21 protein-coding genes are annotated in these 24,160 nt (G+C 70.9%); 9 read left to right on the top strand and 12 right to left on the bottom strand.

Going from position 1 to position 24,160, the window contains the following annotated elements; all coding sequences use genetic code 11:
* Nucleotides 1–29: 29 nt before the first annotated feature.
* The 3 genes from ACWEKM_RS06250 to ACWEKM_RS06240 all read right to left on the bottom strand — a co-directional run bounded on the left by ACWEKM_RS06250 (nt 30) and on the right by ACWEKM_RS06240 (nt 3,395).
* Nucleotides 30–1,241, bottom strand: a complete 1,212-nt coding sequence (locus tag ACWEKM_RS06250) for an ROK family transcriptional regulator (protein ID WP_451619987.1) — start codon at nt 1,239–1,241, stop codon at nt 30–32.
* Between the two features lie 267 nt (nt 1,242–1,508).
* The gene (locus tag ACWEKM_RS06245) at nt 1,509–2,129 is read right to left on the bottom strand and encodes a Uma2 family endonuclease (RefSeq protein WP_451619986.1); all 621 of its coding nucleotides are present in this window, start codon (nt 2,127–2,129) and stop codon (nt 1,509–1,511) included.
* A 171-nt stretch (nt 2,130–2,300) separates the two neighbouring features.
* The gene (locus tag ACWEKM_RS06240) at nt 2,301–3,395 is read right to left on the bottom strand and encodes a mechanosensitive ion channel family protein (protein ID WP_451619985.1); all 1,095 of its coding nucleotides are present in this window, start codon (nt 3,393–3,395) and stop codon (nt 2,301–2,303) included.
* 407 nt (nt 3,396–3,802) lie between these two features.
* Here ACWEKM_RS06240 and ACWEKM_RS06235 point away from each other — a divergent pair, with 407 nt between their 5' ends.
* Complete coding sequence (locus tag ACWEKM_RS06235; protein WP_121888680.1) at nt 3,803–4,339, top strand: HNH endonuclease; 537 nt, start codon at nt 3,803–3,805, stop codon at nt 4,337–4,339.
* Nucleotides 4,340–4,676: 337 nt separating this feature from the next.
* Here the strand turns inward: ACWEKM_RS06235 and ACWEKM_RS06230 are convergent, their stop codons facing one another.
* Nucleotides 4,677–5,087: a hypothetical protein gene (locus ACWEKM_RS06230; protein WP_451619984.1), complete on the bottom strand. Its 411-nt coding sequence runs from the start codon at nt 5,085–5,087 to the stop codon at nt 4,677–4,679.
* A 5-nt stretch (nt 5,088–5,092) separates the two neighbouring features.
* Entirely contained in the window at nt 5,093–5,551 is a 459-nt protein-coding gene (locus ACWEKM_RS06225) for an ATP-binding protein (RefSeq protein ID WP_451619983.1), read from the bottom strand.
* A gap of 140 nt (nt 5,552–5,691) precedes the next feature.
* On the opposite strand from ACWEKM_RS06225, the gene ACWEKM_RS06220 reads away from it, so the two are divergent.
* On the top strand, nt 5,692–6,576 hold the full coding sequence (locus ACWEKM_RS06220) for a helix-turn-helix domain-containing protein (protein ID WP_451619982.1): 885 nt from the start codon (nt 5,692–5,694) through the stop codon (nt 6,574–6,576).
* A gap of 3 nt (nt 6,577–6,579) precedes the next feature.
* Entirely contained in the window at nt 6,580–6,753 is a 174-nt protein-coding gene (locus tag ACWEKM_RS06215) for a DUF397 domain-containing protein (protein WP_451619981.1), read from the top strand.
* Between the two features lie 14 nt (nt 6,754–6,767).
* Here the strand turns inward: ACWEKM_RS06215 and ACWEKM_RS06210 are convergent, their stop codons facing one another.
* Genes ACWEKM_RS06210 through ACWEKM_RS06200 form a run of 3 tightly spaced genes read right to left on the bottom strand, consistent with a single transcriptional unit; the run spans nt 6,768 to nt 9,075 of the window.
* A complete protein-coding gene (locus tag ACWEKM_RS06210) occupies nt 6,768–7,511 on the bottom strand; it encodes an ATP-binding cassette domain-containing protein (RefSeq protein WP_451619980.1) in 744 nt (247 codons plus the stop codon).
* Nucleotides 7,508–8,086, bottom strand: coding sequence for a hypothetical protein (locus ACWEKM_RS06205; protein ID WP_451619979.1), 579 nt, complete (start codon nt 8,084–8,086; stop codon nt 7,508–7,510). Before ACWEKM_RS06205 ends, ACWEKM_RS06210 begins: the two co-directional genes overlap by 4 nt.
* Nucleotides 8,083–9,075 carry a hypothetical protein gene (locus ACWEKM_RS06200; RefSeq protein ID WP_451619978.1) on the bottom strand — a complete coding sequence of 331 codons (993 nt, stop codon included), beginning with the start codon at nt 9,073–9,075 and terminating at the stop codon, nt 8,083–8,085. The genes ACWEKM_RS06205 and ACWEKM_RS06200 overlap by 4 nt, the downstream gene beginning before the upstream one ends.
* Nucleotides 9,076–9,853: 778 nt before the next feature.
* Here ACWEKM_RS06200 and ACWEKM_RS06195 point away from each other — a divergent pair.
* From ACWEKM_RS06195 to ACWEKM_RS06185, 3 genes are all read left to right on the top strand, one after another.
* A complete protein-coding gene (locus ACWEKM_RS06195; RefSeq protein WP_451619977.1) occupies nt 9,854–10,063 on the top strand; it encodes a hypothetical protein in 210 nt (69 codons plus the stop codon).
* Nucleotides 10,064–12,139: a 4-alpha-glucanotransferase gene (gene malQ / locus ACWEKM_RS06190; RefSeq protein WP_451619976.1), complete on the top strand. Its 2,076-nt coding sequence runs from the start codon at nt 10,064–10,066 to the stop codon at nt 12,137–12,139.
* Between the two features lie 119 nt (nt 12,140–12,258).
* Entirely contained in the window at nt 12,259–12,510 is a 252-nt protein-coding gene (locus ACWEKM_RS06185; protein ID WP_451619975.1) for a hypothetical protein, read from the top strand.
* Between the two features lie 257 nt (nt 12,511–12,767).
* Here ACWEKM_RS06185 and ACWEKM_RS06180 read toward each other — a convergent pair whose 3' ends face one another.
* From ACWEKM_RS06180 to ACWEKM_RS06170, 3 genes are all read right to left on the bottom strand, one after another.
* Nucleotides 12,768–13,277: a MarR family winged helix-turn-helix transcriptional regulator gene (locus ACWEKM_RS06180; RefSeq protein WP_451619974.1), complete on the bottom strand. Its 510-nt coding sequence runs from the start codon at nt 13,275–13,277 to the stop codon at nt 12,768–12,770.
* A 166-nt stretch (nt 13,278–13,443) separates the two neighbouring features.
* The gene (gene pepN / locus ACWEKM_RS06175; RefSeq protein WP_451619973.1) at nt 13,444–16,026 is read right to left on the bottom strand and encodes an aminopeptidase N; all 2,583 of its coding nucleotides are present in this window, start codon (nt 16,024–16,026) and stop codon (nt 13,444–13,446) included.
* Nucleotides 16,027–16,588: 562 nt separating this feature from the next.
* Complete coding sequence (locus ACWEKM_RS06170) at nt 16,589–17,605, bottom strand: aspartate-semialdehyde dehydrogenase (RefSeq protein WP_451619972.1); 1,017 nt, start codon at nt 17,603–17,605, stop codon at nt 16,589–16,591.
* 376 nt (nt 17,606–17,981) lie between these two features.
* Between ACWEKM_RS06170 and ACWEKM_RS06165 the strand changes: the two genes are divergently transcribed.
* Both ACWEKM_RS06165 and ACWEKM_RS06160 read left to right on the top strand, forming a co-directional pair.
* Nucleotides 17,982–18,518, top strand: coding sequence for a sigma-70 family RNA polymerase sigma factor (locus ACWEKM_RS06165; RefSeq protein ID WP_451619971.1), 537 nt, complete (start codon nt 17,982–17,984; stop codon nt 18,516–18,518).
* Nucleotide 18,519: 1 nt separating this feature from the next.
* Entirely contained in the window at nt 18,520–19,260 is a 741-nt protein-coding gene (locus tag ACWEKM_RS06160; protein WP_451619970.1) for a hypothetical protein, read from the top strand.
* A 116-nt stretch (nt 19,261–19,376) separates the two neighbouring features.
* Here ACWEKM_RS06160 and ACWEKM_RS06155 read toward each other — a convergent pair whose 3' ends face one another.
* The gene (locus ACWEKM_RS06155; protein WP_451619969.1) at nt 19,377–22,685 is read right to left on the bottom strand and encodes a S8 family serine peptidase; all 3,309 of its coding nucleotides are present in this window, start codon (nt 22,683–22,685) and stop codon (nt 19,377–19,379) included.
* Nucleotides 22,686–22,990: 305 nt separating this feature from the next.
* Between ACWEKM_RS06155 and ACWEKM_RS06150 the strand changes: the two genes are divergently transcribed.
* On the top strand, nt 22,991–24,052 hold the full coding sequence (locus ACWEKM_RS06150) for a C45 family autoproteolytic acyltransferase/hydolase (protein WP_451619968.1): 1,062 nt from the start codon (nt 22,991–22,993) through the stop codon (nt 24,050–24,052).
* The last annotated feature ends 108 nt before the right edge of the window (nt 24,053–24,160 follow it).

Below are 24,160 nucleotides of genomic sequence, written 5' to 3'. Positions count from 1 at the left end.
GGGCAGTGCGGGACAGAGTGGTGCGGGGCTCAGCGTGAGGTGTCGAAGACCTCGTCGCGGGTGGTGGCGAGCGCGCTCTCCAACGCGCCGCGCAGCACGGGGTGTTCCCGGACTTCGCCGACGACGAGGCGCGGGCGGGACGCGGCCAGCTCCTCCAGTTCGGCCTGGACGAGGGCGCGCAGCACCTCGCCGCCCGAGGCCAGCACGGTGCCGCTGAGGACGACGAGTTCGGGGTCGAGGACGGCGACGAGCGAGGCGAGTCCGGTGGCGAGCCGGGTGGCGTACGTCCGCAGCAGCTCCCGGTAGGGCCCGTCGGCCCGGTCGGCGGCACGGGCCACGAGCCGGGCGGCGACCTCCGCGTACGGTCCGCCCGGCACGTCCGTGATGCCCAGCTCCCGGGCCAGCCGGGGCAGCGCCTGGGAACCGGCGAGTTCCTGGTAGCCGCCGCTGTCGGCCTTGGCGACCTGGCGCAGCAGGGGCGTGCCCGGCACCGGCAGGAAGCCGACCTCGCCGGCGCCGCCGGTCCAGCCGCGGTGCAGCCGGCCGCCGAGGACCAGGGCGGCGCCCAGGCCCACCTGGTTCCACAGGAGCACGAAGTCGCCGTGCCCGCGGGCCGCGCCGACCCGCTGCTCGGCGATGGCGACGAGGTTGACGTCGTTCTCGTACTCGACCGGCATCGGCAGGGCCGCGGCGAGTTCGTCGAGCAGCGCCGGGGTGTGCCAGCCGGGCAGATGGGAGGCGTAGCGCAGCCGGCCGGTGACCGGGTCGAAGGCGCCCGGGGTGCCGATGACGAGCCGGCGCAGATCGTCGCGGGCCAGCCCGGCGGCCTGCACGGCGCCGTCCAGCGCGTCGGTCACCTGGCGTACGACGGGCCGCGCCGGACGTCCGCCGGGGGTGGGCAGCTCGTACGCGCCGACGGTGTGTCCGGTGATGTCGGCGACGGCGGCGCGGATGTGGCCCGTGGTGACGTCGAGTCCGGCGGCGTACGCGGCGGTCGGGTTGACCGCGTACAGCTGGGCGTTGGGGCCCGGGCGGCCCTCGCTGGTGCCGGTGGCCAGCACCAGCCCGGCCGCCTCCAGCCGGGCCAGCAGCTGGGAGGCGGTCGGCTTGGACAGGCCGGTGAGCCTGCCGATCCGGGTGCGGGACAGCGGGCCGTGCTCCAGCAGCAGATCCAGAGCGGCGCGATCGTTCATGGCTCGCAGGACGCGCGGGGTGCCCGGCGGGCCGGCGGATCCTGCCATCTGTGTCGACACCTGCCCTTCCAGCCGTCCAGCCTTCCAGCGGCCCGGGTGTCATGTCCACTCGTCCTGTCCACCGGGACCACTGTTAGGAAAGTTTCCTGATGGCAGGAGAACGTAAGCGGCCACGAAGGGGGCGTCAAGAGGAAGGGGGTGTCAGGAGAGGGCAGGGCTACGGCGGGCGTCGAGCGAGGGCCATGGCGGCGCCCCACCCGTTACCCGCGGGCTCCGCCCGAAGCGGGGTGAACGGAGTGAGCGGACCGGGTGCGCTCAGTCCGCGAGGAACGGAGTGGTGTCCAGGGTGGGGTAGGGGGCGGGAAGGGGGAGGGGCGCGCCCAGGTCGACCTTGTCCTCCTCGCTGTAGTACGCCTTGGCCGGGCCCTCACCCGGGAGAACCGGGCCCGTGTGGCAGTGAACCGTGGCGGTGTCCCGGTTGATCAGGACGTAGACCGGAACACCCGCGGCGGCGTAGGTACGGAGCTTGGGGCTGGTGTCCGCCCAGTGGTTGCTCGACGTCACCTCGCCGACGAGAGCGAGCATGTCGATGGGGTACCAGCCCTTGTGGGCTCTCCGGTACGACTCGTCGAGTTCGGATGCCTTGCGTCGGCGCACGTAGAAGTCCGGAACGACCAGCGCCATCGTGCTGCCGTCCTGGTGTGCGGCACGATAACCGTTGCCCATGCCCACGAGGTCGAATCCGGCCGTACGGAGCTGGTAGCACAGCTCGAAGGCACCGTGGTTGTGGTTGTCGTTCGGCTGCGGCGGCACGATGACCGTCCCCTCGACGTACTCCGGTCGAATCGGCACCCGCGATGCCTCTTCGATCGCGCTCAACAGGTCGATGGGGTCCACCTGCGTCATGACCGGCTCCATGATCGGTTCGGCGCTCATCGCTGGTTCTCCTTGTCCCGCTGGTGCCAGGCTAAGCCCGCGCTGGGTGCCCCGGCAGAACGATGAAGGGTCCGAACGGCCCGCGGTGGAGGAACGGCGCCCGCCGTCACTCGAACGAGTGTGCCGCACCGATCCGCCTCCGGCCGCCCTACCGATCCGCCTCCGGCCGCCCTACTTCGTCGGCGGGCGCTGGGGTGCGATCGGGGTCGCCGCCTCGGACTGGGGGGACCCGGCGTTGCCGAACGCCGACGGGGGCGCCACGGACGCCGTCGGGTCGGGTGCCGGGGCCTCCGTCGCCGTGGGCTCCCCGCCCACGATCCGGATGTCCGCAGCGTCGAAGGCCCGCTTGATCCGCCAGCGCAGTTCACGCTCGACGGACAGCGACTTGCCCGGCATCGTTTTGGCGGAGACCCGGATCGTCATCGAATCGACCAGGACGCTGTCCAGGCCGAGCACCTCGATCGGGCCCCAGAGCAGCTCGTTCCAGGGCTCCTCCTTGCCCATCTGCTCGGCCACCTCGGCCAGCGTGGCCTTCACCCGGTCCAGGTCCTCGGTGGGCCGCACCGTCACGTCCACCCCGGCCGTCGCCCAGCCCTGCGAGAGGTTGCCGATGCGCTTGACCTCGCCGTTGCGGACGTACCAGATCTCGCCCTCGGCGCCGCGCAGCTTGGTCACCCGCAAGCCGACCTCGATGACCTCGCCGGTGGCGACGCCCGCGTCGATCTGGTCGCCGACGCCGTACTGGTCCTCCAGGATCATGAAGACACCGGAGAGGAAGTCCGTCACCAGGTTGCGGGCGCCGAAACCGATCGCCACACCCGCGACACCGGCCGAGGCGAGGAGCGGGGCCAGGTTGATCTGGAACGTGGACAGGATCATCAGCGCCGCCGTGCCGAGGATCAGGAACGACGCCACCGACCTGAGTACCGAGCCGATCGCCTGCGAGCGCTGGCGGCGGCGCTCGACGTTGACCAGCAGCCCGCTCAGCGCCGTCCCGTCGACCGCCTGGACCGTCCGGTTCATACGGTCGATCAGCTTGGTGATCGCCCGGCGCACCACCACTCTCAGTACCGCCGCCACCACCAGGATGAGCAGGACCCTGAGCCCGATGGCGAGCCAGGTCGACCAGTTCTGCTCGACCCAGCTGGCGGCGTTGGTCGCGCTCTCCTGGGCGTCCTGGAGCGTGGGCACCGTCACCGTCGTCGACTCCGAGGGAGACGGCGACGGTGACGCGGCGGCGGCCGTCAGGGCGGCGGACAAGGACACGGCGGGTACCTCCAGGTGCAGGGTCTGCCTCCGGCCCGGCGGTCGGGATCGTCGGGGTAGTGGTCCAGGACGTCGAGATCGCCGAGACGACGCCGAGACGGCCGCGACACCGAAGATCGCCGAGACACCGAAGATCGCCGAGATCGCCGAGATCACGGAATGCTCACCGGACGGGCAGAACCAACACACTAACGGGGCATTGTGTGTGGGCCGCGCCTTGTGCGCGGGAGAGACCGGGCTCACGTGGGCTTGAACAGGCCGTGATCGGGGGGATGAATCCAGGTGTGGTCGAAAACACTCCCAGCCCGTTACCGGGACATGGTGGCGCTTTCACCAGGCATGAGGGGAGACTGACTGCAGATCGTCCCGGCGCGAGCCACGCGTCGCCGGCGTACAAGGAGGCATCCGTGCCGCATGTCCTGGTCCTCAACGCGTCGTACGAGCCGCTCGGTGTCGTACCGCTCCGCCGCGCGCTCGTGCTCGTCCTCGAAAACAAGGCAGTCTGCCTTGAGGAGTCCGGCGCCTTCATGCACAGCGCAACCGTCACAGTGCCCGCACCCAGCGTGGTCCGGCTCAAGCGATTCGTTCGGGTTCCCTACCGGGGGCCCGTTCCTCTGACCCGTCGGGCGCTGTTCGCCCGGGACGGAGGCCGGTGCATGTACTGCGGTGGCGTCGCAACCAGCGTCGACCACGTCATCCCGCGCAGCCGCGGGGGCAAGCACGTCTGGGACAACGTGGTGGCCTCCTGCCGCCGCTGCAACCACGTCAAGGCAGACCGTCACCTGGTCGAGATCGGCTGGCGGCTGCGCCACAAACCCGCTCCGCCCACCGGCCTGGCCTGGCGCATCATCGGCACCGGCCATAGGGACCCGCGCTGGCTGCCCTATTTGCAGCCGTACGGCGCGGACGACGCCTTGGCCCGGATCGACGGCATTTCCGCCTGACGGATCCGGGCCTTCGCATACCCCGTGGCTGCCCGTCCAGCCGCGGGGTGCTTCGGCGTGGACGGGGTGCTTCAGCTGAACCAATGGGTGCTTCAGTCGAACCAGCTGATCTGGACGATCACGATCCGTTCACCTTGTACGTCGGTCAGGTAGGTGAGCATCAGCAAGCCTCGGCTCTCGTCGCGCACACCGGGGCCGGGACCGGTGTAGGCGGCCGACTTCCAGGAAGACCATGGACTCGCGTACGGCGATCTCGTTCGCCAGTCGCTCCGTCTCGGCGCGGGCCGCGTCCGGAAGTCCGTCCAGCAGATCGTCCTGGAACAGCTCCCAGTGTCAGTCAGCCACCGGCGACCTCGCGATGCGCGGCGCGCACGATCTCGCCGGCATCACGGATGGCCTGTTCACGTACGGCCGGGTCGGGGCTGTTGACGGCCTGCTCGGCGGCGCGCAGTCGGCGGGCGGTCTGCGGGTGCCGCTCGATCTCGATCACCACACCCCACTGCCGGTAGAACATCCGGATCGGTACGACGCTGTCCTCGTCCCCGGCCCGTACGAACGCCTTCTGGAGGTCCTCGAAGAACTCGGGGAGGCGGGACGGCGCGACCGTGGCCACGGCCTGCCGGAGGGCGGGGAGCTTCAGTTCCGGCATGGGAATGAGCGGAGCCCCCTCGTCCGCGTACGGCATCGTCATCGGCCGCCCCTTCCGCTCGTCGAGCACCTTTCCGGCACGGGCCCACGCTAGCGCCATTCCCGTCACTCCTCCGGCCGCGCGAGCGGATCTGTACAGAGGGTGAGGAGGAGGCTCCACTCCGCCCAGACGGTCTTGCCCACACCGGCCCGCGGCCCCACGCCCCAGTCGTCCGCGAGTGCTCCGACCAGCAGTAACCCCCTCCCGAACTGATCCTCGCCGGTCACGTCACGCACGCAGGGCAGCCGTTCACCGCGCGGGTCGCTGACCTCGACGCGGAGTGCGGTGCGCGTGGTGACCAGCCGGACGCGGATGAGCCGTTCACGAAGGCTGCCATGGAGCAGGGCGTTGGTCATCAACTCACTGACGACGAGGGCGACGTCTCCGGCGAGCGGTGCGTGACCCCAGTCGCTGACGAGGCGCGCGGCGCGGCGCCGGGCCAGGGAGACGCTGCGGGGGAAGGGGGTGTAGTCGAGCTGGTCTTCGTGGAGGAGGGGGTCGGGGGCGGGGCTTGCGTCGGGCATGCGGTGCACCTCCAAGTGGCGTCACTCTGTGGGCGATTGAATACCGACCGTAGGGTGCCCCGGGTTCCGGATGCAAGGAAGGCGGAGATAATTGTCTCCATCGGGTGACTTGGTGGGCCCTCACAGGACAGACTTGGGCTGTGACTCGTACCTCACCACTGGGTAACCGGACCTCAACTGTCCTGGGCCGCAGGCTCGGCAGCGAGTTGTTGCGCCTTCGGGAAGCCGCAGGCAAGACGCAGCGGCAGGCCGGTGATGCCATCAACGCGACCAACTCGAAGATCGTGAAGATGGAGCAGGGCTGGGTGCCCATGCGGGACCCGGACATCCGCGCGCTCTGTGAGTTCTATGGCCTGGACGACCGCGAGGCTGCGGCCCGGCTACTGGGCCTGGCCAAGTTGGACCGCGAGCGCCGCAAGGCAAAGGGGTGGTGGCAGGACTCACCCCACCCGGGCACGTTCTCTGAGTACATCGCGCTGGAGGATGCCGCGAGTCGCGTACGAACGTGGGAACTCTCCCTGATTCCTGGTCTGTTCCAGACCGCCGAGTACGCACGTTCACTCGCGGTCAGTGAAGGCGCGGGGGTGTGGGACGATCCTGACGAGATCGAGCGCCTGGTCGATATCCGTATGCGCCGACAGGAACGCCTGCACGGCGAGCGCCCGCTTGAGGTGTACGCCATCGTCTGGGAGGCGGCTCTACGACAGTTGATCGGCGGCCCGGTCACGATGCGTGCGCAGTTGGAGCACCTGCTGAAGGTCGCCGAACTCCCCAACGTCCGTCTGCAAGTGCTGCCCTTCCGCGCGGGCGGACACCCGTGCATCACAGGCCCGTTCACCGTCATCTCGTTCGCCGAGAGCGAGGCTGTGGACGTGGTTCACGCGGACACCATCATGTCTACTGTGTGGGTGGAGGACGAGGCCGAGAGCGGGGCGTACAGCACCTTCTTCGAGCGTACGGCCCGGCTCAGCCTCGCCCAGCGCGACTCTGCCCGGCTGATCGACACCATTCGCCAGGAGTTCTGACCCATGTCTGAGTTCGACTTCGTGAAGTCCAGCTACAGCAACACCGGGGGGAATTGCGTCGAAGTCGCCCGCAACATCCCCCACGCCGTCGCCGTCCGTGACTCAAAAACCCCCGGCGGCCCGATACTCCTCCTCGCCCCGAAAGCCTGGAGGGAGTTCACGGCCTCCCTGGGCTGAGCGGCGGGTCGGGGTCAGGCCGTGACTCCCCGGCTCCTGAGCAGGGCGGTGTACGCGGCTTCGGCGGCGCGTCCTTCCAGGGTGCCGGGCGGGGTGTGGGTCAGGAACGTGCCGGTGTTCCCATGGTGGAGGACCGTCCCGTCGTACACGACGGTGACGTGGTCGGCCTCCTCCGCGAGGTCGGCGACGTCGTGGGTCGACAGCAGGACCCGGACGTCACCGGTCAGTCCACGCAGGATGTCGCGGAAGACACGGCGCTGATACGGGTCCATGCCGGCGGTGGGCTCGTCCAGCAGCAGGACTCGGGCCCCGTGGACGAGTGCTCCGGCGACGCCGACGCGCCTGAGCTGGCCGCCGGAGAGCCGACTGGTGCGGGTGTCGGCCTTGTCGGTCAGTTCCACGCGTACCAGGGCCTTGCGGGCCTGCTTCCAGGCGTCGGTGCGGTTCATGCCCTTGAGCCAGCCGATGTAGGCGACGTACTCGCGCGCCGTCAGTGTGGGCATGGGCACGATGTCCTGTGGCATCCAGGCCACCGTCCGCCGGTATGCCGAGGTGCCTGCGGGCTCGCCGTCCAGGCTCACCTGCCCCTTCTGAGGCCGGGTCACCGAAGCCGCGAGCTTCAGCAGGGTGGACTTGCCGGCGCCGTTGGGGCCGAGCAGGACGGTGAGACCGTCCGGCAGGGAGTACGAGAAGTTCCGCAGTACCGGCTGCTTCCAGCGTCGGTAGCCGTAGGTGCAGTTGCTGAGTTCGAGTGTCACGCTGTCCTCCTCGACGAGCGGATCTGGGCGGCAAGGCCGACTGCGAACGCCGCCAGGGAGGTGGCCGCCGCGAACAGGCTGTCCGCGGGGAGCGCGATGACGGTCCAGAGGTACGGCAGGTTCCCCCGGAACCCGATGAGCACGACGGTGACCAGCCAGCCCACCGGGACCATCACGGCCGTCTGACCGGCCCAGGCCCGGCCGAGCAGCATCAGTCCGGTCAGGAACACCGCGTTACGGCCGGCGGTCGTGGCCTGCGCCGAGCCCTGCACGGCGGCGATGAGCACAGCACACAGCACCGCCGCGGCCACGACCACGGCGACGAGGGCGTTGTCGAGCCGTGTCATGGACCGGACTCCGGAGACCTCGGCCGCGGGGAGCCGGGATTCCAGGGCGGCCATCAGGAAGGCCAGCAGGGGGACGGGGATGAAGAGGGAGAGCGCGATACGGGGGCTGCCGGTGAGGGACGGCAGCAACACCGTGTTGCTCTGCACCGCGTACAGCCCCGCGCCGAAGACGAGCACGGCTAGGGGCAGCAGGAGGTGGCCCCGGCGGGCCTTGAACCACCACGTCACGGAGTCTTCGCCTCACAGCTGTCGAGCGCCTGTCTGATCCACTCGGCTTGTTCGGCCCGTGGCTCGGCCAGGACGCGGGTCACGTCGGCCCGGACCAGTTGCTCCAGCTTCCGGGCGACAGGATCCCGGCGCTCCTGCTTACGGCGCTTGAGGTACTGCTCCTCCTGGCCGGCCTTCTCGGCTGCCCACAGCCAGACCGAGTGGGCGGTGCGGGTGCTGACGTTCTTGCAGCGGAAGTGCAGGGACCGCATCACGACCTGGTACGCCGCATCACCGCTCGGCACCGCCTGGGTGAGGATCATGCGCCACACGGCGTCGGTGGAGGGCTTCTGCACCCGCCCGTCGACGTAGCTGTCGGTGATCAGGCGGGGTGAGGACGAGATCGCCCCGGCGTCACGAAGCGCGCTCAGCGCCTTCGCGGTGTCGCGCTGGGCCCGCGGCAGATAGGGCGCGTTGAACTCCGGCACGCACATACGCGGCGCACTGCCCGCGCACTCCATCTCCACGTGCCCTGCGGTCAGGGGCGGTGTGTGCGGCCAGCCGACGCTGGTGCGGTAGGCCCCGAGGACACCGGCCACGGCGACCGTGGCCGCGACCATCACCCGCAGCGCGCGCCAGCCGTACGGCAGCCAAAGGATCATCAGTCCTACGGCGACGCCACCCGCCAGCAGGACGGGCACCCCCACCGTGACGAGGTCCGGCACCTCTCCGAAACCGATCGAGCCGAACTGCCCGGAGACATGGCGAGGCCAGTAGGGCTGCACCGCCCTGGTGAAGGCGACCGTGACCCAGTCGGCCACGGCCAGGATCGGCGTGGCGATGACCCGTGGGATCCAGCAGCCGACGGCGAATCCGAGCACGGCGTGCGCGACGCACAGCACCATGCCCGCGAGCGGCAGACGCATGCTGTCGAGGCTGGGGGCGGTCGCCGAGCGCGCCAGTGAGACCGCCGGGGGGAGCAGCAGGACGAGCCAGGAGAGCGCGATCACGGGTGCGAGGGCATTGGCCGCGATCCGGTAACGCGAACGAGCGGGCGCCAGCGCCCATATCCGGGCACTCCGCAGGCTTCCGCTTTCCCAGCAGGCCAGGGCCGCCGCTGTCGCATAGGCCAGTGCGTAGAGAGTCTGCAGCGGCTCCGCGACAATACTCGGTGCGTAATGGTAATAGCTTGCGAGCGGTGCTGTTTCTCCCGCCACATAGTAAAGGGCCGTCAAGAGGAGAATGACGGGGGCAGCCCATCGCACACTTCCGCCGCGCAGGCTGGTACTGAATTTCATGGGGTCTCACTGACCGCTCATCGGAGGGACGAGGGGTGCTCCCGAAGCAGCACCCCTCGGGCCCTGGATTCTCAGCCGTCGGCCTTGGTGGTGTCCACGGTCACCGGCCAGTGCGTACTGTGCTTCATTTTCCCTGCTCTTTCCTCGCGCGAAAGAGCAGGGTAGGAACTCGCGAAGCGAACATCCCCCAAGTTCTCCCCGAATGCCCCAAGGGTCCTCGACCTGATTTGAGGCGAAGAAAGTACCAACGATGTCAACGAGAGGTCAACTGTTGTTTACCTGGGGAGGGTTTTTCTTGGCTTGGCGGTGCGCCGGTGAGGGTTCGGCTTGTGTCCGAATTGGGCGCGCTTATCCGGTGCTGCAATCTTGAGGTGCATATCTGGACAGAAGGCTACGGGAGGAGTGTTTCCGCATCCCGTACGTCTGCCATCTCGTTCGCTGGGTAGGGCTTCGGTGTCCGCCGCATGCCCTACCTGACGAGGAGGCCACCGTGGCCGCAGCGGTTCACCATCCGATCCCGGCCCAGTTCAAACCCTCGGGGGAGAGCGAGGGGGAGTCCGAGTTGTGTGTTTTCAGTGCCGAGGGTGCCTGCGCCGAGGCGCCGCTGACCAGTGAGCCTCCGCTGCCCGACGCCGAGCCGCTCACCAGTGAGCCGCCGCTCGCCGATGCGGCCCCGCTGACCAGCGAGCCGGGGCTGTAGATGAGCGAAGCCCGCGACGCTCCCCTTGACGGGGAGCTGTCCCGGCTCGCGGAGTTGCACGGCGTCGCCACCTTCTACAGTCCGTCCCCGGACCGCACCGTCGCGGCCTCCGCCGGTGCCGTGATCGCCGCCCTCGGCGCCCTGGGCGTCGACGCCGGCGGCCCGGCAGCCGTCCGTACCGCCCTCGCCGACCGTGAGCGCGACCTCGCCGAACGGCTGCTGCCGCCGACGGTCGTCCACTGGGCGGGCGACGGCGAGATCGCCCTCGGCCTGCCCGTCGGCACCTGTCTGGAGGTGCGGACGGAGGACGGGGAGGCGCGGGGAGACACGCGGGGCCTGCCGCTCGGGGTGCATCTGCTGACCGCCGCCGCCCCCGACGGCCGGACCGCCGAGGCCCATCTGATCGTCGCCCCCGACCGGCTGCCCACCCCCACCACCCGCTCCTACGGACTCCTCGTCCAGCTCTACTCGCTGCTGTCCCGGCGGTCCTGGGGCATGGGCGACCTCGGGGACCTGGGCGAGCTGGCCGGCTGGGCAGGACGTACGGTCGGCGCAGGATTCGTGCAGGTCAACCCGTTGCACACGGCCGTACCCGGCAGCCCGACCGACCCCTCCCCGTACCGGCCGTCCTCCCGTTGCTTCCCGGACCCGGTACACCTGCGGGTGGAGGACGTACCCGAGTTCGCGTATGTCGAGGACCGTGACCGCGTCCGCGGACTCCTCGCGCGGGCCGCCCGGCTGCGCGCCACCGTGCTCGACCAGGGCGCGCTCATCGACCGGGACGCGGTGTGGCGGCTCAAGCGTGAGGCGCTGGAACTGGTCCGGGAGGTGCCCCCGGCGCCGGGCCGGCAGGCCGCCTACGCCGACTTCCTCGCCCAGCAGGGCCGGGCCCTGGAGGACCACGCCACCTGGTGCGCGCTCGCCGAGGTGCACGGCTCGGACTGGCACACCTGGCCGCCCGAGCTGCGTGACCCCCGCTCGTCCGGCACCGCCCGCGCCCGCACCGAACTGGCCGACCGCGTCGACCTGCATTCCTGGCTGGCCTGGCTCACCGACACCCAGCTCGGCGCCGCCCAGCGCGCCGCCCGCGAGGCGGGCATGCCGGTCGGGATCGTGCACGACCTCGCGGTCGGTGTGCACCCCCGGGGCGCCGACGCCTGGGCCCAGCAGGAGTACGTCGCCGCCGGGATGTCGGTGGGCGCCCCGCCGGACGCCTTCAACGCCCTCGGCCAGGACTGGGGCCTGCCGCCCTGGCGCCCGGACCGCCTCGCGAGCTGCGGCCACGCCCCCTACCGCCATCTCCTGCGCGCCCTCTTCCGCTACGCGGGCGCGGTCCGCATCGACCATGTGATGGGCCTGTTCCGGCTGTGGTGGGTGCCGCAGGGGCAGCCGCCGACGCAGGGTACGTACGTCCGGTACGACGCCGAGGCCCTGCTCGCCCTGCTTGTCCTGGAGGCGTCCCGGGCCGGGGCCGTGGTGATCGGCGAGGACCTGGGCACCGTGGAGCCCGGCGTGCGCGAGACGCTCCAGCGGCACGGCGTGCTCGGCACGTCGGTGCTGTGGTTCGAACGGGACTGGGCGGGCGACGGCCGCCCCCTCCCGCCCGACCGCTGGCGCGCCGACTGCCTGGCCACCGCCACCACCCACGACCTGCCGCCCACGGCGGCCCGGCTCACCGGCGAGCACGTCGAACTCCGCGACCGCCTCGGCCTGCTGGCCCACCCGGCCGCGCAGGAGCGGGCGGCCGCCGCCGCGGACACGGGGGAGTGGCTGGACCTGCTCGCCCGCCTCGGGCTGCTCCCAGGGGCGCCGGGCGACCGCTCGCCGGCCGCCGAGGAGGCGCGGATCCAGGCGGTCCACCGCTTCCTGCTGCGCACCCCGGCCCGGCTGGTCGGCGTCTGGCTCCCGGACGGCATCGGCGACCGCCGCCCGCAGAACCTCCCGGGCACCTGGGACCAGTACCCGAACTGGCGGTTGCCCATCGCGGACGCGGACGGCCGCCCGGTGACCCTGGAGGAACTGACCGCCTCACCCCGACTGCACACCCTGCTGGCGACCCTGCGCACGGGTGCATGAGCCCGGCCCCGGGTTCATCCGCCCGCCGCTGCCCCGTTCTCCCTGGCGCTGCCCCGCTCTCCCTCGTGCTATGGCACCCCGGGCGCATGGCGCGTTCGGGCGTTCGCTACTTTTGCACCGTGGACAAGAAGAACGCCCTGCGCGCCGGCGCCCTGGCCGCCGGTACGACGCTGATGATGCTGCTCATGTCATCCCCCGCGCTCGCGCTCACCCGTGACGACGGCGACGACCCCGGCAAGGGCCTGAGCGTCATCGAGACGCTGGGCCTCTATGTGCTCGCCCCGCTCGTGCTGTTCGCGGTCATCACGGGGCTGGTGATGGTCCTGGACAAGTCGAAGCACCGGGTGACGAAGGCCAAGGCGAGGGCCTGAGCCGACCCCGATCCGCGCGCCCGGGGCGCCGGCGTCCCCTACGTACGAGCAGTCGCCGTACGGGGTGAGGTCGGCGCCCCCGGCATGTCCGCGCACACCCCTGTGCGCCGCCGGGGCTGAGCAGGTTCGGCGAAGTCCGTTGCGGTTCGACAGCGCCCTGAAGGGGCGCGGGGAACTGCGCGACCGGCCACGATGGTGCCGCAGACGACCGACGGCACATCGCGGCACTTCCCATCGCGGCACATCCAGCGGAGCGCTCAGGTCCGGTCCCGCACGGTGGCCGCGAGCAACTCGCGCAGCAGGTCGGTCAGTTGGGCGGCCCGTTCGGGGTCGAGGGCGGACAGGGCGTCCGTCTGCTCCGCCAGACCCGCGCCGACCGCCTCGTCGACCAGTCGCAGCCCCTTGTCCGTGAGCGTCACCTGCAACCCGCGCCGGTCGTACGGGTCGGGGGAGCGGCGCAGCAACCCGGCCCGCTCCAGCTTGTCGAGGCGGCCGGTCATCCCGCCGGTGGTGAGCATGAGGGTGGCCGAGAGCCGGCGGGGCGAGAGGGTGTGGGGCTCGCCGGAGCGGCGCAGGGTGGCCAGTACGTCGAACTCGCCGCGCGAGATCCCGAACCGCGCGTATGCCTTCTCCATCCGGTCGCCCATCGCGCGGGAGAGCCGGAAGATCCGGCCGAAGACCTCCATCCCCGCGGTGTCGAGGTCGGGCCGTACCCGTGCCCACTGATCGATGATCGCGTCGACCGGGTCATTGAGCTGCGCAGTCATTACGGAATTATCGGCCGGGCCCCGGGTAGACCGCAAGAAGGTGACTTCATGTTAAGTGGCTTAGGGCTAAGTCACTTGCGAGCAACGGCGGGCGAGGTGGTGAGTCCGGAACCGGGGGGCGTCGCGTGCGGCGCCCCCCGGTTGTCCGGCCCGGTGACGGTTGCGGTTACGCGGTTGCCGCCGCCGCGTCCGCCGCCTGGGCCTTCAGGGCCCGCTGCACACCCGCACGGGACTCCGAGACGAGGCGCCGCAGAGCCGCGTTGGGCTCGGCCGAGCCGAGCCAGGTGTCCGTCCGGAGAAGGGTCTCCTCGGACACCTGGATCGCCGGGTAGAAGCCGACCGCGATCTGCTGGGCGATCTCGTGCGAGCGGGCGTCCCAGATGTCCTTGACGACCGCGAAGTACCGCTCCGCGTAGGGCGCCAGCAGCTCGCGCTGGTCGCTCTGCACGAAGCCGCCGATCACGGCCTCCTGGACGGCGTTCGGGAGCTTGTCGGACTCGATGACCGACGCCCACGCCTCCGCCTTGGCCTCCGGCGTCGGACGGGCCGCCCGCGCGGTGGCCGCGTGCCGCTCACCGGCCGCGGTCCTGTCCCGCTCGTACTCGCCCGCGATCTCCGTCTCGTCGAACCGGCCGACCGCCGCCAGCCGCTCCACGAACGCCCAGCGCAGGTCCGTGTCCACGGCCAGGCCCCCGACCGTGTGCGTGCCGTCCAGCAGGCCCTCCAGCAGGTCCAGCTGCTCCGGCGTACGGGCGGTCGCCGCGAACGCCCGCGCCCAGGCCAGCTGGTGGTCGCCGCCCGGCTCGGCGGAGCGCAGATGCGCCAGCGTGGCATCCGTCCAGCGGGTGAGCAGCGCCTCGCGGGCGGCGGGGTCGGCATACATCTCGATCGCCAGCTTCACCTGCCGTTGCAGCGACTGCACCACGCCGATGTCGGACTCCTTGCCGATGCCGGACAGCACCAGGGACAGATAGTCACGGGTGGCCAGCTCCGCGTCCCGGGTCATGTCCCAGGCCGACGCCCAGCACAGGGCGCGGGGCAGCGAGGACGTGAAGTCGCCGAGGTGCTCGGTGACGAAGGCGAGGGACGCCTCGTCCAGCCGGACCTTCGCGTACGACAGGTCGTCGTCGTTGAGCAGGATCACGTCCGGACGGCGCCGCCCGGTCAGTTGCGGCAAGGCCGTCAGCTCGCCGTCCACGTCCAGCTCGATCCGCTCGTCGCGCACCAGCTTGCCGCTCGCCTCGTCGAGGTCGTACAGGCCGACCGCGACGCGGTGCGGACGCAGGATCGGCTCTCCCTTGGCACCGGCGGGCAGCGCCGGGGCCTCCTGGCGGATCGCGAAGGAGGTGATGACGCCGTGGGCGTCCGTCTCGATCTCCGGGCGCAGGACGTTGATGCCGGCCGTCTCCAGCCACTTCTTCGACCAGGTCTTCAGATCACGGCCGGAGGTCTCCTCCAGGGCGCCCAGCAGGTCGGACAGGCGCGTATTGCCGTACGCGTGGCGCTTGAAGTAGGCCCGCACGCCCCTGAAGAACTCGTCCATGCCGACGTACGCGACCAGTTGCTTGAGCACGCTGGCGCCCTTGGCGTACGTGATGCCGTCGAAGTTGACGAGCACATCGTCCAGGTCGCGGATCTCCGCCATGATCGGGTGTGTGGAGGGCAGCTGGTCCTGCCGGTAGGCCCAGGTCTTCATGGAGTTGGCGAAGGTGGTCCACGAGTGCGGCCACCGGGACTCGGGTGCGTATGCCTGGCAGGCGATGGAGGTGTAGGTGGCGAACGACTCGTTCAGCCACAGGTCGTTCCACCACTCCATGGTGACCAGGTCGCCGAACCACATGTGGGCCAGCTCGTGCAGGATGGTCTCGGCCCGCATCTCGTAGGCCGCGTCGGTCACCTTGGACCGGAAGACGTACTGGTCCCGGATGGTGACCGCACCCGCGTTCTCCATCGCGCCGGCGTTGAACTCCGGCACGAAGAGCTGGTCGTACTTCTCGAACGGGTACGCGTAGTCGAACTTCTCCTCGAACCACTCGAAGCCCTGCCGGGTCACCTCGAAGATGGCGTCCGAGTCGAGGAACTCGGCGAGCGAGGGACGGCAGTAGATGCCGAGGGGCACGCGCCGGCCGTCCTTCTCGTACACGCTGTGCACGGAGTGGTACGGGCCGACGATCAGCGCGGTGATGTACGTCGAGATGCGCGGCGTCGGCGCGAAGACCCAGAGGTCGTCCTCGGGCTCGGGTGTCGGGGAGTTGGAGATGACGGTCCAGCCCGTCGGCGCCTTCACGGTGAACTGGAAGGTCGCCTTCAGGTCCGGCTGCTCGAAGGAGGCGAAGACCCGGCGGGCGTCCGGCACCTCGAACTGGGTGTACAGGTACGCCTGCTGGTCGACCGGATCGACGAAGCGGTGCAGCCCCTCGCCGGTGTTCGTGTACGCGCAGTCCGCCACGACCCGCAGGACGTTGCGGCCGGCCGACAGGCCGGGCAGCGCGATCCGGGAATCCGCGAAGACCTCGGCCGCATCGAGCGGGTCGCCGTTGAGCGTCACCTCGTGGACGGTGGGGGCCACCAGGTCGATGAAGGACTCGGCGCCTGCCTCCGCGACGTCGAAGCGCACCGTGGTCACGGACCGGTAGGTCCCTCCCCCACTCTGCGCGCCGGAGAGGTCGAGATCGACCTCGTACGAGTCAACGGTGAGCAGCTTCGCCCGCTGCTGAGCCTCTTCGCGAGTCAGGTTTGTGCCAGGCACGCGGTCATCTCCTCGTTATGTGTGCGTTACGCCATCCTTCCACGGGTCGTCCACGGAGCGCGATGTCCATATCCGCCGGTGACCGGGGCGGCCGCGCGTGAGCCCGGGGGCATGACGACGCCCGGTACGCAGGGGTCAGCGCCCGAACGGTAGTACGGCGGGTAGCCGCCCTGGTCGTACCTCGCTACCGAACACTTGCCCAGTGCTCCACCCTTCAGGATGGAGGTGTAGGGCATCCTGCCCGTAGCGGCCCGAAGGGCCGCAGCGGCACGGCTAGAATCGCCTGGCGCGGCAACGGAGTTGCCGGGCCTACCGCCGGACGGGCGGGAAGTCAGGCCTGCGGAGGCCGTGTAAGACCGTCCCTCACCGGACGGCAGTGGCCCGTGAAACAGGAACCCGAGGTGGTACCGCCAAGCGGTACTGACCGGAATCTCCTGCCCTCGGGCAGGAGAGGGCGTCAACGTGGTGGTGTGAAGATCAGCGTGAGCCTGCCCGCAATCCGCCGCATCCAGACGAAGGAGCGCCCACCGGTTGGTGGGCGCTCCTTCATGGTCGTGCGGGGTCAGCGCGTCAGCTCGGCCGCGACCAGTTCCGCGATCTGGACGGCGTTCAGGGCCGCGCCCTTGCGCAGGTTGTCGTTGGAGACGAACAGGGCCAGGCCGTGGTCCACCGTCTCGTCGCGGCGGATGCGGCCGACGTACGACGGGTCCTGACCGGCCGCCTGGAGCGGGGTCGGGATGTCGGTGAGGACCACGCCCGGCGCCTCGGCGAGCAGCTCCGTGGCCCGCTCCGGGGACAGCGGACGCGTAAAGCGGGCGTTGACCTGGAGGGAGTGGCCGGAGAAGACCGGGACGCGCACACAGGTGCCGGAGACCTTCAGGCCGGGGATCTCCAGGATCCGGCGGGACTCGTTGCGCAGCTTCTGCTCCTCGTCGGTCTCGTTCAGACCGTCGTCGACGAGGTTCCCGGCGAAGGGGAGCACGTTGAAGGCGATGGGGCGCCGGTAGACCTGCGGCTCCGGGAAGACGACGGCCGAGCCGTCGTGAGTGAGCCGGTCCGCCTCGGCGACCACCTTCTGGGCCTGGCCGTGCAGCTCCGCCACGCCCGCCAGGCCCGAGCCGGAGACCGCCTGGTAAGTGGCGACGACCAGCGCCTCAAGGCCCGCCTCCCGGTGCAGCGGCCCCAGGACCGGCATCGCGGCCATCGTCGTGCAGTTCGGGTTGGCGATGATGCCCTTGGGGCGGTCCGCGATCGCGTGCGGGTTCACCTCGGAGACCACCAGGGGTACCTCCGGGTCCCGGCGCCAGGCCGAGGAGTTGTCGATCACGACGGGGCCCTGGGCGGCGACCTTCTCGGCCAGCGCCCGGGAGGTGGCGCCGCCCGCGGAGAACAGCACGATGTCCAGGCCGGTGTAGTCGGCGGTCGCCGCGTCCTCCACCGGGACGCCGTCGAGGACCGTCCCGGCGGAACGGGCGGACGCGAACAGGCGCAGCTCGTCCACCGGGAAGTTCCGCTCGGTGAGGATCCTGCGCATGACCGTGCCGACCTGACCGGTGGCTCCGACGATTCCGACCCTCACGGCGACTCCCTCTACGTGTGCTGTCCGTCTGTGCTGCGTGTGTGCTGCCCGCATTGCCTGGCCCGATGGCGGAGGCGGCGGCGTTTCCATCATGCGGCCCGGCCCGGTCCGCATGTCCAATTCTTTGCCGGGCACGGCGAGGAACCGGGACGTCGGCGCCCGGCGGCCGGGTCGGCGCGTTCCGTCCGTACCCCAGTTGAGCTGGAGAAATTCCCCCGCCGTGGCCTCCACGCCGCAAGCTGTGCTGTCTCCCGGCTGCCCGCTGCCGGCCCGGCCATACGGCGGTGTGACGTACGCCTCCGCCCGCCCGGAGAATTCCCCCGAACGTTTCGGCGGATCGCGGCGTCGTAGGAGAAACGTGCTGAGGGGGTGGCTTGTGCTGCGCAGAAGGGCCCGGCGCGGCCCGGAGCCGATCGCCGACGGGGGCGACGATCCGCTGGACGCGGCCCAGGAACGCCGGGTGCGGGCGGTGCTCGCACTGGGCGGCGTACCGCAGGCGGACCTGCTGGACGGGGTGCAGCAGGTCCGCCTGCGGCTGCTGGAACGGGCCGCGAAGGGCGAGGAGGCGCCACGCGACGTGTCCGCGTGGGCGGCGGTCGTGGCCTCCAACCTGGCCATGGACTGGCACCGGGCCAAGCGCCGCCAGGACCGGCTCGGCGAACGGCTGGCCTCGCTCCGACAGGCGGACCACCCCTCCGGCGAAGAGACCAGCCTGCTCTCCCTCGCCGTCGCCCAGGGCCTGGACGACCTGCCCGACGCCCAGCGCCAGGTCCTCGTCCTGCGGTTCTACGCCGACCTCCCGGTCCGCGGGATTTCCGAGGAACTCGGCATCCCCGAGGGCACGGTCAAGAGCAGGCTGCACACGGCGGTCCGCGCCCTGCGCGCCCGGCTGCACGAGGACGAGGTGGTGTGACGTGACCGCCGAGCAGAATCCGTACGACGGTACTGACGCGCTGCTGGCCGCGATCACCGGCGAGGCGGGCCCGGAGGCGACCGGGCCGGACCCGACGGACCTCCGGGCCGCCGCGGAGTATCGCGCCGCGCAGGCCGATGTCGCGCTGCTGCGGGAGCAGTTGAAGGTCATCGGGGACGCGCTCGCGGCGCCCGCCCCGGGGGCCCCCGCCCCGGCGGCGCGGCCCGCACCGCGGCGGGCTCCACGCCCGGCCCGCCCCCGGCGCCGCTTCCCGGCGCTCGCCTTCGGCGCCCTGGCCGTGGCCTGCGTGGTGACCGTCCTGTCCGGGCTGGGCTGGCTGCTGGCCCAGCCCGGCACCGGCGGCGTCTCGGTGGGCGCCGACGACAGCGCGGCCAAGGCCGAGAGCCGCGCCGACAGCCGCCCGGCGTACCCGGCGGTGTGCGCCCGGCTCGTGGTCGAGGGCGATGTGGTCGGCGTCGAGGCGGTGCCCGGCACCGGGTCGGAGCGGGTCACCCTGCGCGTGACCCGCTACTACCGGCCCGAGCGGGGCGCGGCCGAGGTCACCGTGGTGACGGACGAGGCCGTCGCGGCGCGCCCGCGCCCCGGCGAGCATGTCCTGCTGACCGTCCCCCGCGGGGCGGGCTCGCCCGACCTGTGGGTGACGGACGCGCGGGAGATCGCGGAGCGACGCGGGACCGTCGAACGGGAACTGGCGCTCTCGCCCGCCCCCGAGTGCCCATGAGACACGGCGAAGGGGCGGGCGCCCACCGCTTGGGCCGCCCGCCCCTCTGCTCACTCCGTCACCGCGTCACCGTGCCCACGGTGCTCCGGTGTTCCCGGTGTCATGACGTCACGGCGTCACGGCGTGACCTTCTCGATCTGCACGCTGCCGACGCCCGCGACCGTGCCGCGCGCGTTCACCAGCTGCACCCGACCGAAGAACTCGCGCCCCTCCGGGGCCGGTGCGGCCGCCGTGACCTGTCCGGTCACCGTGGCCGAGGCGCCCGTGCCGAGCCTCACCGGCGCCGACTCGTCGACCGTGACGGTGCCGAGGGTGGAGGAGAAGAACACATCCCGGTAGTCGTAGTCGGTGGAGCCCGTCGGCACCGAGTAGCCGGTGACCTCGACGGTGTAGGTGCCCGCGGCCGGGTCGGCGATGGAGACCGTCTCCTCCGAGTCGCCGTTCGCGGACTGGGCGACCTGCTTGCCCTCGGCGTCGTACACGGCCAGGTCCAGGTCGGCGGCGGGGTCGGAGACCTTGCCGATGGCGATGTCCAGGGACTGGGTGCCCTCCGGCACGGTCACCTCGGTGAGTCGGCTCTCGCCCTCCTTGACGGTGGGCCGGTCGGTCTTCGAGGAGCCGAGCGGACCGCCGACCAGCGAGCCGTCCAGGGCGGCGAAGCCGTTGGTCACCTTCCAGGAGGCGGGGGCCGGGACGCCGACCTTGGCCTCGGGCAGGGTCACGGTCGCCGGGTCGAAGGTCGCGCCGAGGACGGTGACGTCCAGCTGGTACGGGTTGTCGAGCAGCGGCGAGGTGCGGCGCGCCTCGACCTCGATCTCCCAGACCCCGGCCTGCGGATCGGTGTACGAGCGCACGTCGGGCCGGCAGCCGTTGCCGTCCAGGTAGTTGTTGTAGCAGTACGGCGTCGAGGTGTTGTCGACCGGAACGCCGTACGGGTGGACGGCGATGAACCGGGTCTGACTCGTGCCCCGCAGCCCGCCGATCGCGACCTCCAGGGACTTGGCACCCTCGGGGACCGTGAGGAAGTACGACCGTGTGCTGTTGCGCTGCACCGAACCCGACGCGGAGTAGGTGTGGTTGACCGGCGCCGCGACCACGACCGTGGTGAGGATCTGCCGGTCGACGCCCTCCGTCCACGGGTCGTCGACCTCCAGGATCGCGCTCTTGAGGCCCGCGGACTTCGGGGCGGCCCGGACCTTGACGGTCACCGGCCGGTTCAGCGGCAGCCGCACCGTGTCCGGGCCGACGATCCGGAAGGTGTCACCGGCGTTGTTCGCGACGCGCAGCCTGTGCCGGATCGCCCGGTCCGCGCCGGAGGTACGGGTGATCGTGACGTCGTACGTCTTCTGCTGCCCGGCCTTCAGCCCGCCCTCGCGGTCGTACAGGCCGGTGCCGAAGCCCGGCGTCTTCAGCGCGGAGTCGATCGCGGTGTCGACCGGGGCCTTGACCGTGTAGTCATGGGCGCTCGCGCCCTTCCGGACGGCCTGCCAGGCGTCGACGATGTTGATCAGGCCCGCGCCTTCCTCGTACGCCTGCACACCCTTGATGTGGTCGGCGGTCGAGGTCAGGGCGGTGCGCAGGGTGGCCGGGTCGAGGTCGATGTGCCGCTGCTGGGCGGCGCTCAGCAGCAGGGCGCTCGCGCCGGCCGCCTGCGGGGAGGCCATCGAGGTGCCCTGGAGCATGGAGTAGCCGGCCGGTAGGGAGTAGCCCGCCTCGGCGACCGGGCCACCCGGCAGCCAGGTCTGGGTGGTGTTGATCGCGGCGCCGGGTGCGGTCAGGGTCGGGGTGAAGCCGCCGTCCTCGCGCGGGCCGCGGGAGGAGAAGGGCATCATCGCGTACGTCTTCTCCACCCGGGAGCCGTAGTCGGCCGCCCAGGTCTCCTTGGAGATGCTCGCGCCGACCGAGATCACCTTGTCGGCCAGGCCCGGGTCGCCGATCGTGTTGGCGCCGGGGCCGGAGTTGCCCGCGGAGATGACGAGTTGCACGCCGTAGGTGTCGATGAGCCGCGTGTACAGCTCGGCGCGCGCGTTGTTGCCGTCGTTGAGCGCCGGCAGGCCGCCGATCGACATGTTGACGATGTCGACGCCGCGGTCGGCCACGAGGTCGATCATGCCCTCGGTGAGCGCCACGTTGGTGCAGCCGCCGCTCCAGGTGCAGGCACGGGAGGAGACCAGCTTCACGCCGGGGGCGGCGCCGTTCATCCTCCCGCCGAACAGGCCGTTGGCGGAGGTGATACCGGCGACGTGTGTGCCGTGCTCCGACTCGATGACGCCGATGTTGACGAAGTCGGCCTTCTTGCCGACCCAGGACCCGCCGTAGGGGTCCATCGGCACGTCCTTGCGGAGCTGCACGACGAAGGGCTGCCGCTCGACCACGTCGGTCCGCGGGTCGTCAGTGCCGAAGTACCCGATCTGGTAGCCGTCCTTGTACGGCTTCATCGGGGTGTCGTCGCCGAAGTCGTTGTTGTTGTTCAGGTCGACGCGGACCGTGCCCGCCGCGGGGTCGTAGAGCACACCCCAGGAGTCGGTGGTGTCGCCGTCGCGGTTCGCGTCGCCCGCCGCGTCACCTCCCGCGGTGGCGGACTCCTCGAAGACACTGATCTGGTAGGAGCCCGCCGGGGCCCGCCAGTTCTGGTCGTCGTAGGTGAACGACGGCCCGGAGACGGCGGTGACCATCGGGCGCCAGGTCCGGTCGTCGTCGACGATCGGGTCGGTGGCCGTCACCCAGTCGACGATCTTCCGCTCGCCGGTGCTGGTCTTCTGCAACGCCGGGTGGCCGAGGTCGACACCGGAGTCGAGGATGCCGATGGTGACGCCGCGGCCGTCCGCCTTCGGGTGCTTCCTCACGAAGTCGACGGCGCCCGTCTCGAAGGACGGGTTGTACGGGTTCGCGGCGGGGGTGCTGCGGCCCGGCGCCGACCAGGTCTGCGCCGTCGCGGCGAGCCTGGCACCCTTGGCGGTGTCCGCGGCCGGCGACGGGTCGTCGAGCGGGATCTCCTGGCGCAGGTCGATGGCGTGCACCGAGGACAGCTCGGCGGCAGCGGCGATGGCCGCGTCCGCCTTGCCGGTCGGGACGGTGGCGCGGACGTAACCCAGCTTGTCGTAAGTGCGGCCGACGGAGCCGCCCTTGACCGCGTCCAGCTGCTCGGCGACCCGCGCGGTCCGGCCGGGCGCGGTGGCGATCATCATCGTGACGTTCTTCTCGCCGGCCGCCTTGGCCTCGGCGAGCAGGTCGGCGTCGTCCGAACCCAACTTGTCGTGGTCCGCCTTGACACCGGGGTCGGCCGTCGCCGCGGTGGTGGTCGCGGCGACGGCCAGGGGTATCGGGCCGGCCGCGGAGAGCGCGGCCACCAGACCCGCGGCCACGGCGATGCGGGCCACGCGTCTCGCGCCCGGTATCGGGTCGCTCTTGGGGGTGAGGGTCATCGGCATCCCTTGTAGGTATAAGGAACGTTGCGCACGGCAGCCCGGATGTCGGTGCCGCACGATCGCTCAGCTTGACCCAACGGTGAGAACTTTGGGGAGAGTTGACCGTCGCGTGAGCAAGGGATGGCGTACATCCGCCATACGCCACGGGGGACTTAGGAGTCCAAAGAGTGATCTGTTGGGCATTCCCTGATGCCTTGAGGTGTTCAAGCGTCAGGAGAGTGCGCTCGTGGACGAGTGGCGAGTGGCGTGTGGTGTGGGTTCCCGATCCCGAGCGTTGGGGGCGGCCTCCCGAAGAGGGGATTGTGGGTGTCAGGGATCTGCTGCGGGCGGTCGAGCGGTTCGGGCTCCGTCCGGGGGATCCTGTCTTCATCTCGCCCGCATTCGCCGTCGACGCTGGTCTGTCGGAACGGGTCGCTGTTGATGCTCTGAACGGCGTCACCGAAGAGGACGTCGCCCCGTGGTGGCAGGCCACACAGACCGCCGCGCCGGCGATCGCCGAGGAACTGGCGGGCATCGCAGAGGGAGCCGACTGCCGACGCGCCGATGTCGTCCAGATCAACGTCTTCGAGGCCCTCGACTTCGCGAAGCAGGCCGCCCTGGGCGCCGGCGGATGCACCGTCGTCGGCATCTCCCGCCCCGGCCGCGGTCCGATCGTCGCGCAGAACTGGGACTCCAACCTCTCCTCGTCGAGCGCCCTGCGCACCCAGATGCACCGTGCTCTGCGGCCCCACCTGCACCATGGACCGGACACCCTGAGAACTCTCGTCCTGGCCTCGCCCGGCGGCATCGGATGGAACGGCATGAACGAGGCCGGCGTGGCCCTCGTCAACGCCGACCTGTTCACCCGCCGCCTGCGCCTCGGCGTTCCCAGCAAGGTCATGCGGCGCATGATCCTGGCCGAACGCAACAGGGCCGACGGGCTTGGCAAGCTGGCCGAGCACGGTGGCGTCGGTGGCCGGACCTACCTGGTGGGCGACCCTGCGGGAGCCGACCTGATCGAGGTCTCCGCCGACGAACCGCAGCCCGTCCACCTCCCCCAGACCGGTCGGGGATGGGTACACGCCAATCACGCGGTGAACAGCCGCATCGCATACGAAGAAGACCTGCCGAACGTGCCCGTCTCTTCGCGTGCCCGGCACACGCGCGCCGGCGAACTCCTGGAACGCCTCCAAGCCGACTCTCTCGACGAGATCGCCGCGCTGCTTGCCGACCACCGCGGTGACCCGTACTCGGTCTGCTGTCACGTGAACGACCAGCAGCCGTCGGTCACTGCCGCGTCCGTGGTCTTCGACTGCGAGGAACGCCGCGCTTCCGTGGCAATCGGCAACCCGTGCACTGCGGACTTCCGCACATACCAGCTCTGAACACACCGTGCCGACACCCTCGATCCGACAACGGACCAGCAGGGTCGGGGCGTACGGCGGCACCTGAGCCGATACGAAAGGGCAATTGAACGATGACGACTGAACCCG

Source organism: Streptomyces sp. NPDC004752, from assembly GCF_053601275.1.
This window is presented reverse-complemented; position numbering and strand designations above follow the sequence as displayed.

Bases quoted from the DNA above. Each gene is read 5' to 3' on its own strand.
- ACWEKM_RS06250 (WP_451619987.1), bottom strand. From the start codon at position 1,241: ATGGCAGGATCCGCCGGCCCGCCGGGCACCCCGCGCGTCCTGCGAGCC.
- ACWEKM_RS06245 (WP_451619986.1), bottom strand. From the start codon at position 2,129: ATGAGCGCCGAACCGATCATGGAGCCGGTCATGACGCAGGTGGACCCC.
- ACWEKM_RS06230 (WP_451619984.1), bottom strand. From the start codon at position 5,087: ATGGCGCTAGCGTGGGCCCGTGCCGGAAAGGTGCTCGACGAGCGGAAG.
- ACWEKM_RS06225 (WP_451619983.1), bottom strand. From the start codon at position 5,551: ATGCCCGACGCAAGCCCCGCCCCCGACCCCCTCCTCCACGAAGACCAG.
- ACWEKM_RS06215 (WP_451619981.1), top strand. From the start codon at position 6,580: ATGTCTGAGTTCGACTTCGTGAAGTCCAGCTACAGCAACACCGGGGGG.
- malQ (WP_451619976.1), top strand. From the start codon at position 10,064: ATGAGCGAAGCCCGCGACGCTCCCCTTGACGGGGAGCTGTCCCGGCTC.
- ACWEKM_RS06180 (WP_451619974.1), bottom strand. From the start codon at position 13,277: ATGACTGCGCAGCTCAATGACCCGGTCGACGCGATCATCGATCAGTGG.
- ACWEKM_RS06155 (WP_451619969.1), bottom strand. From the start codon at position 22,685: ATGACCCTCACCCCCAAGAGCGACCCGATACCGGGCGCGAGACGCGTG.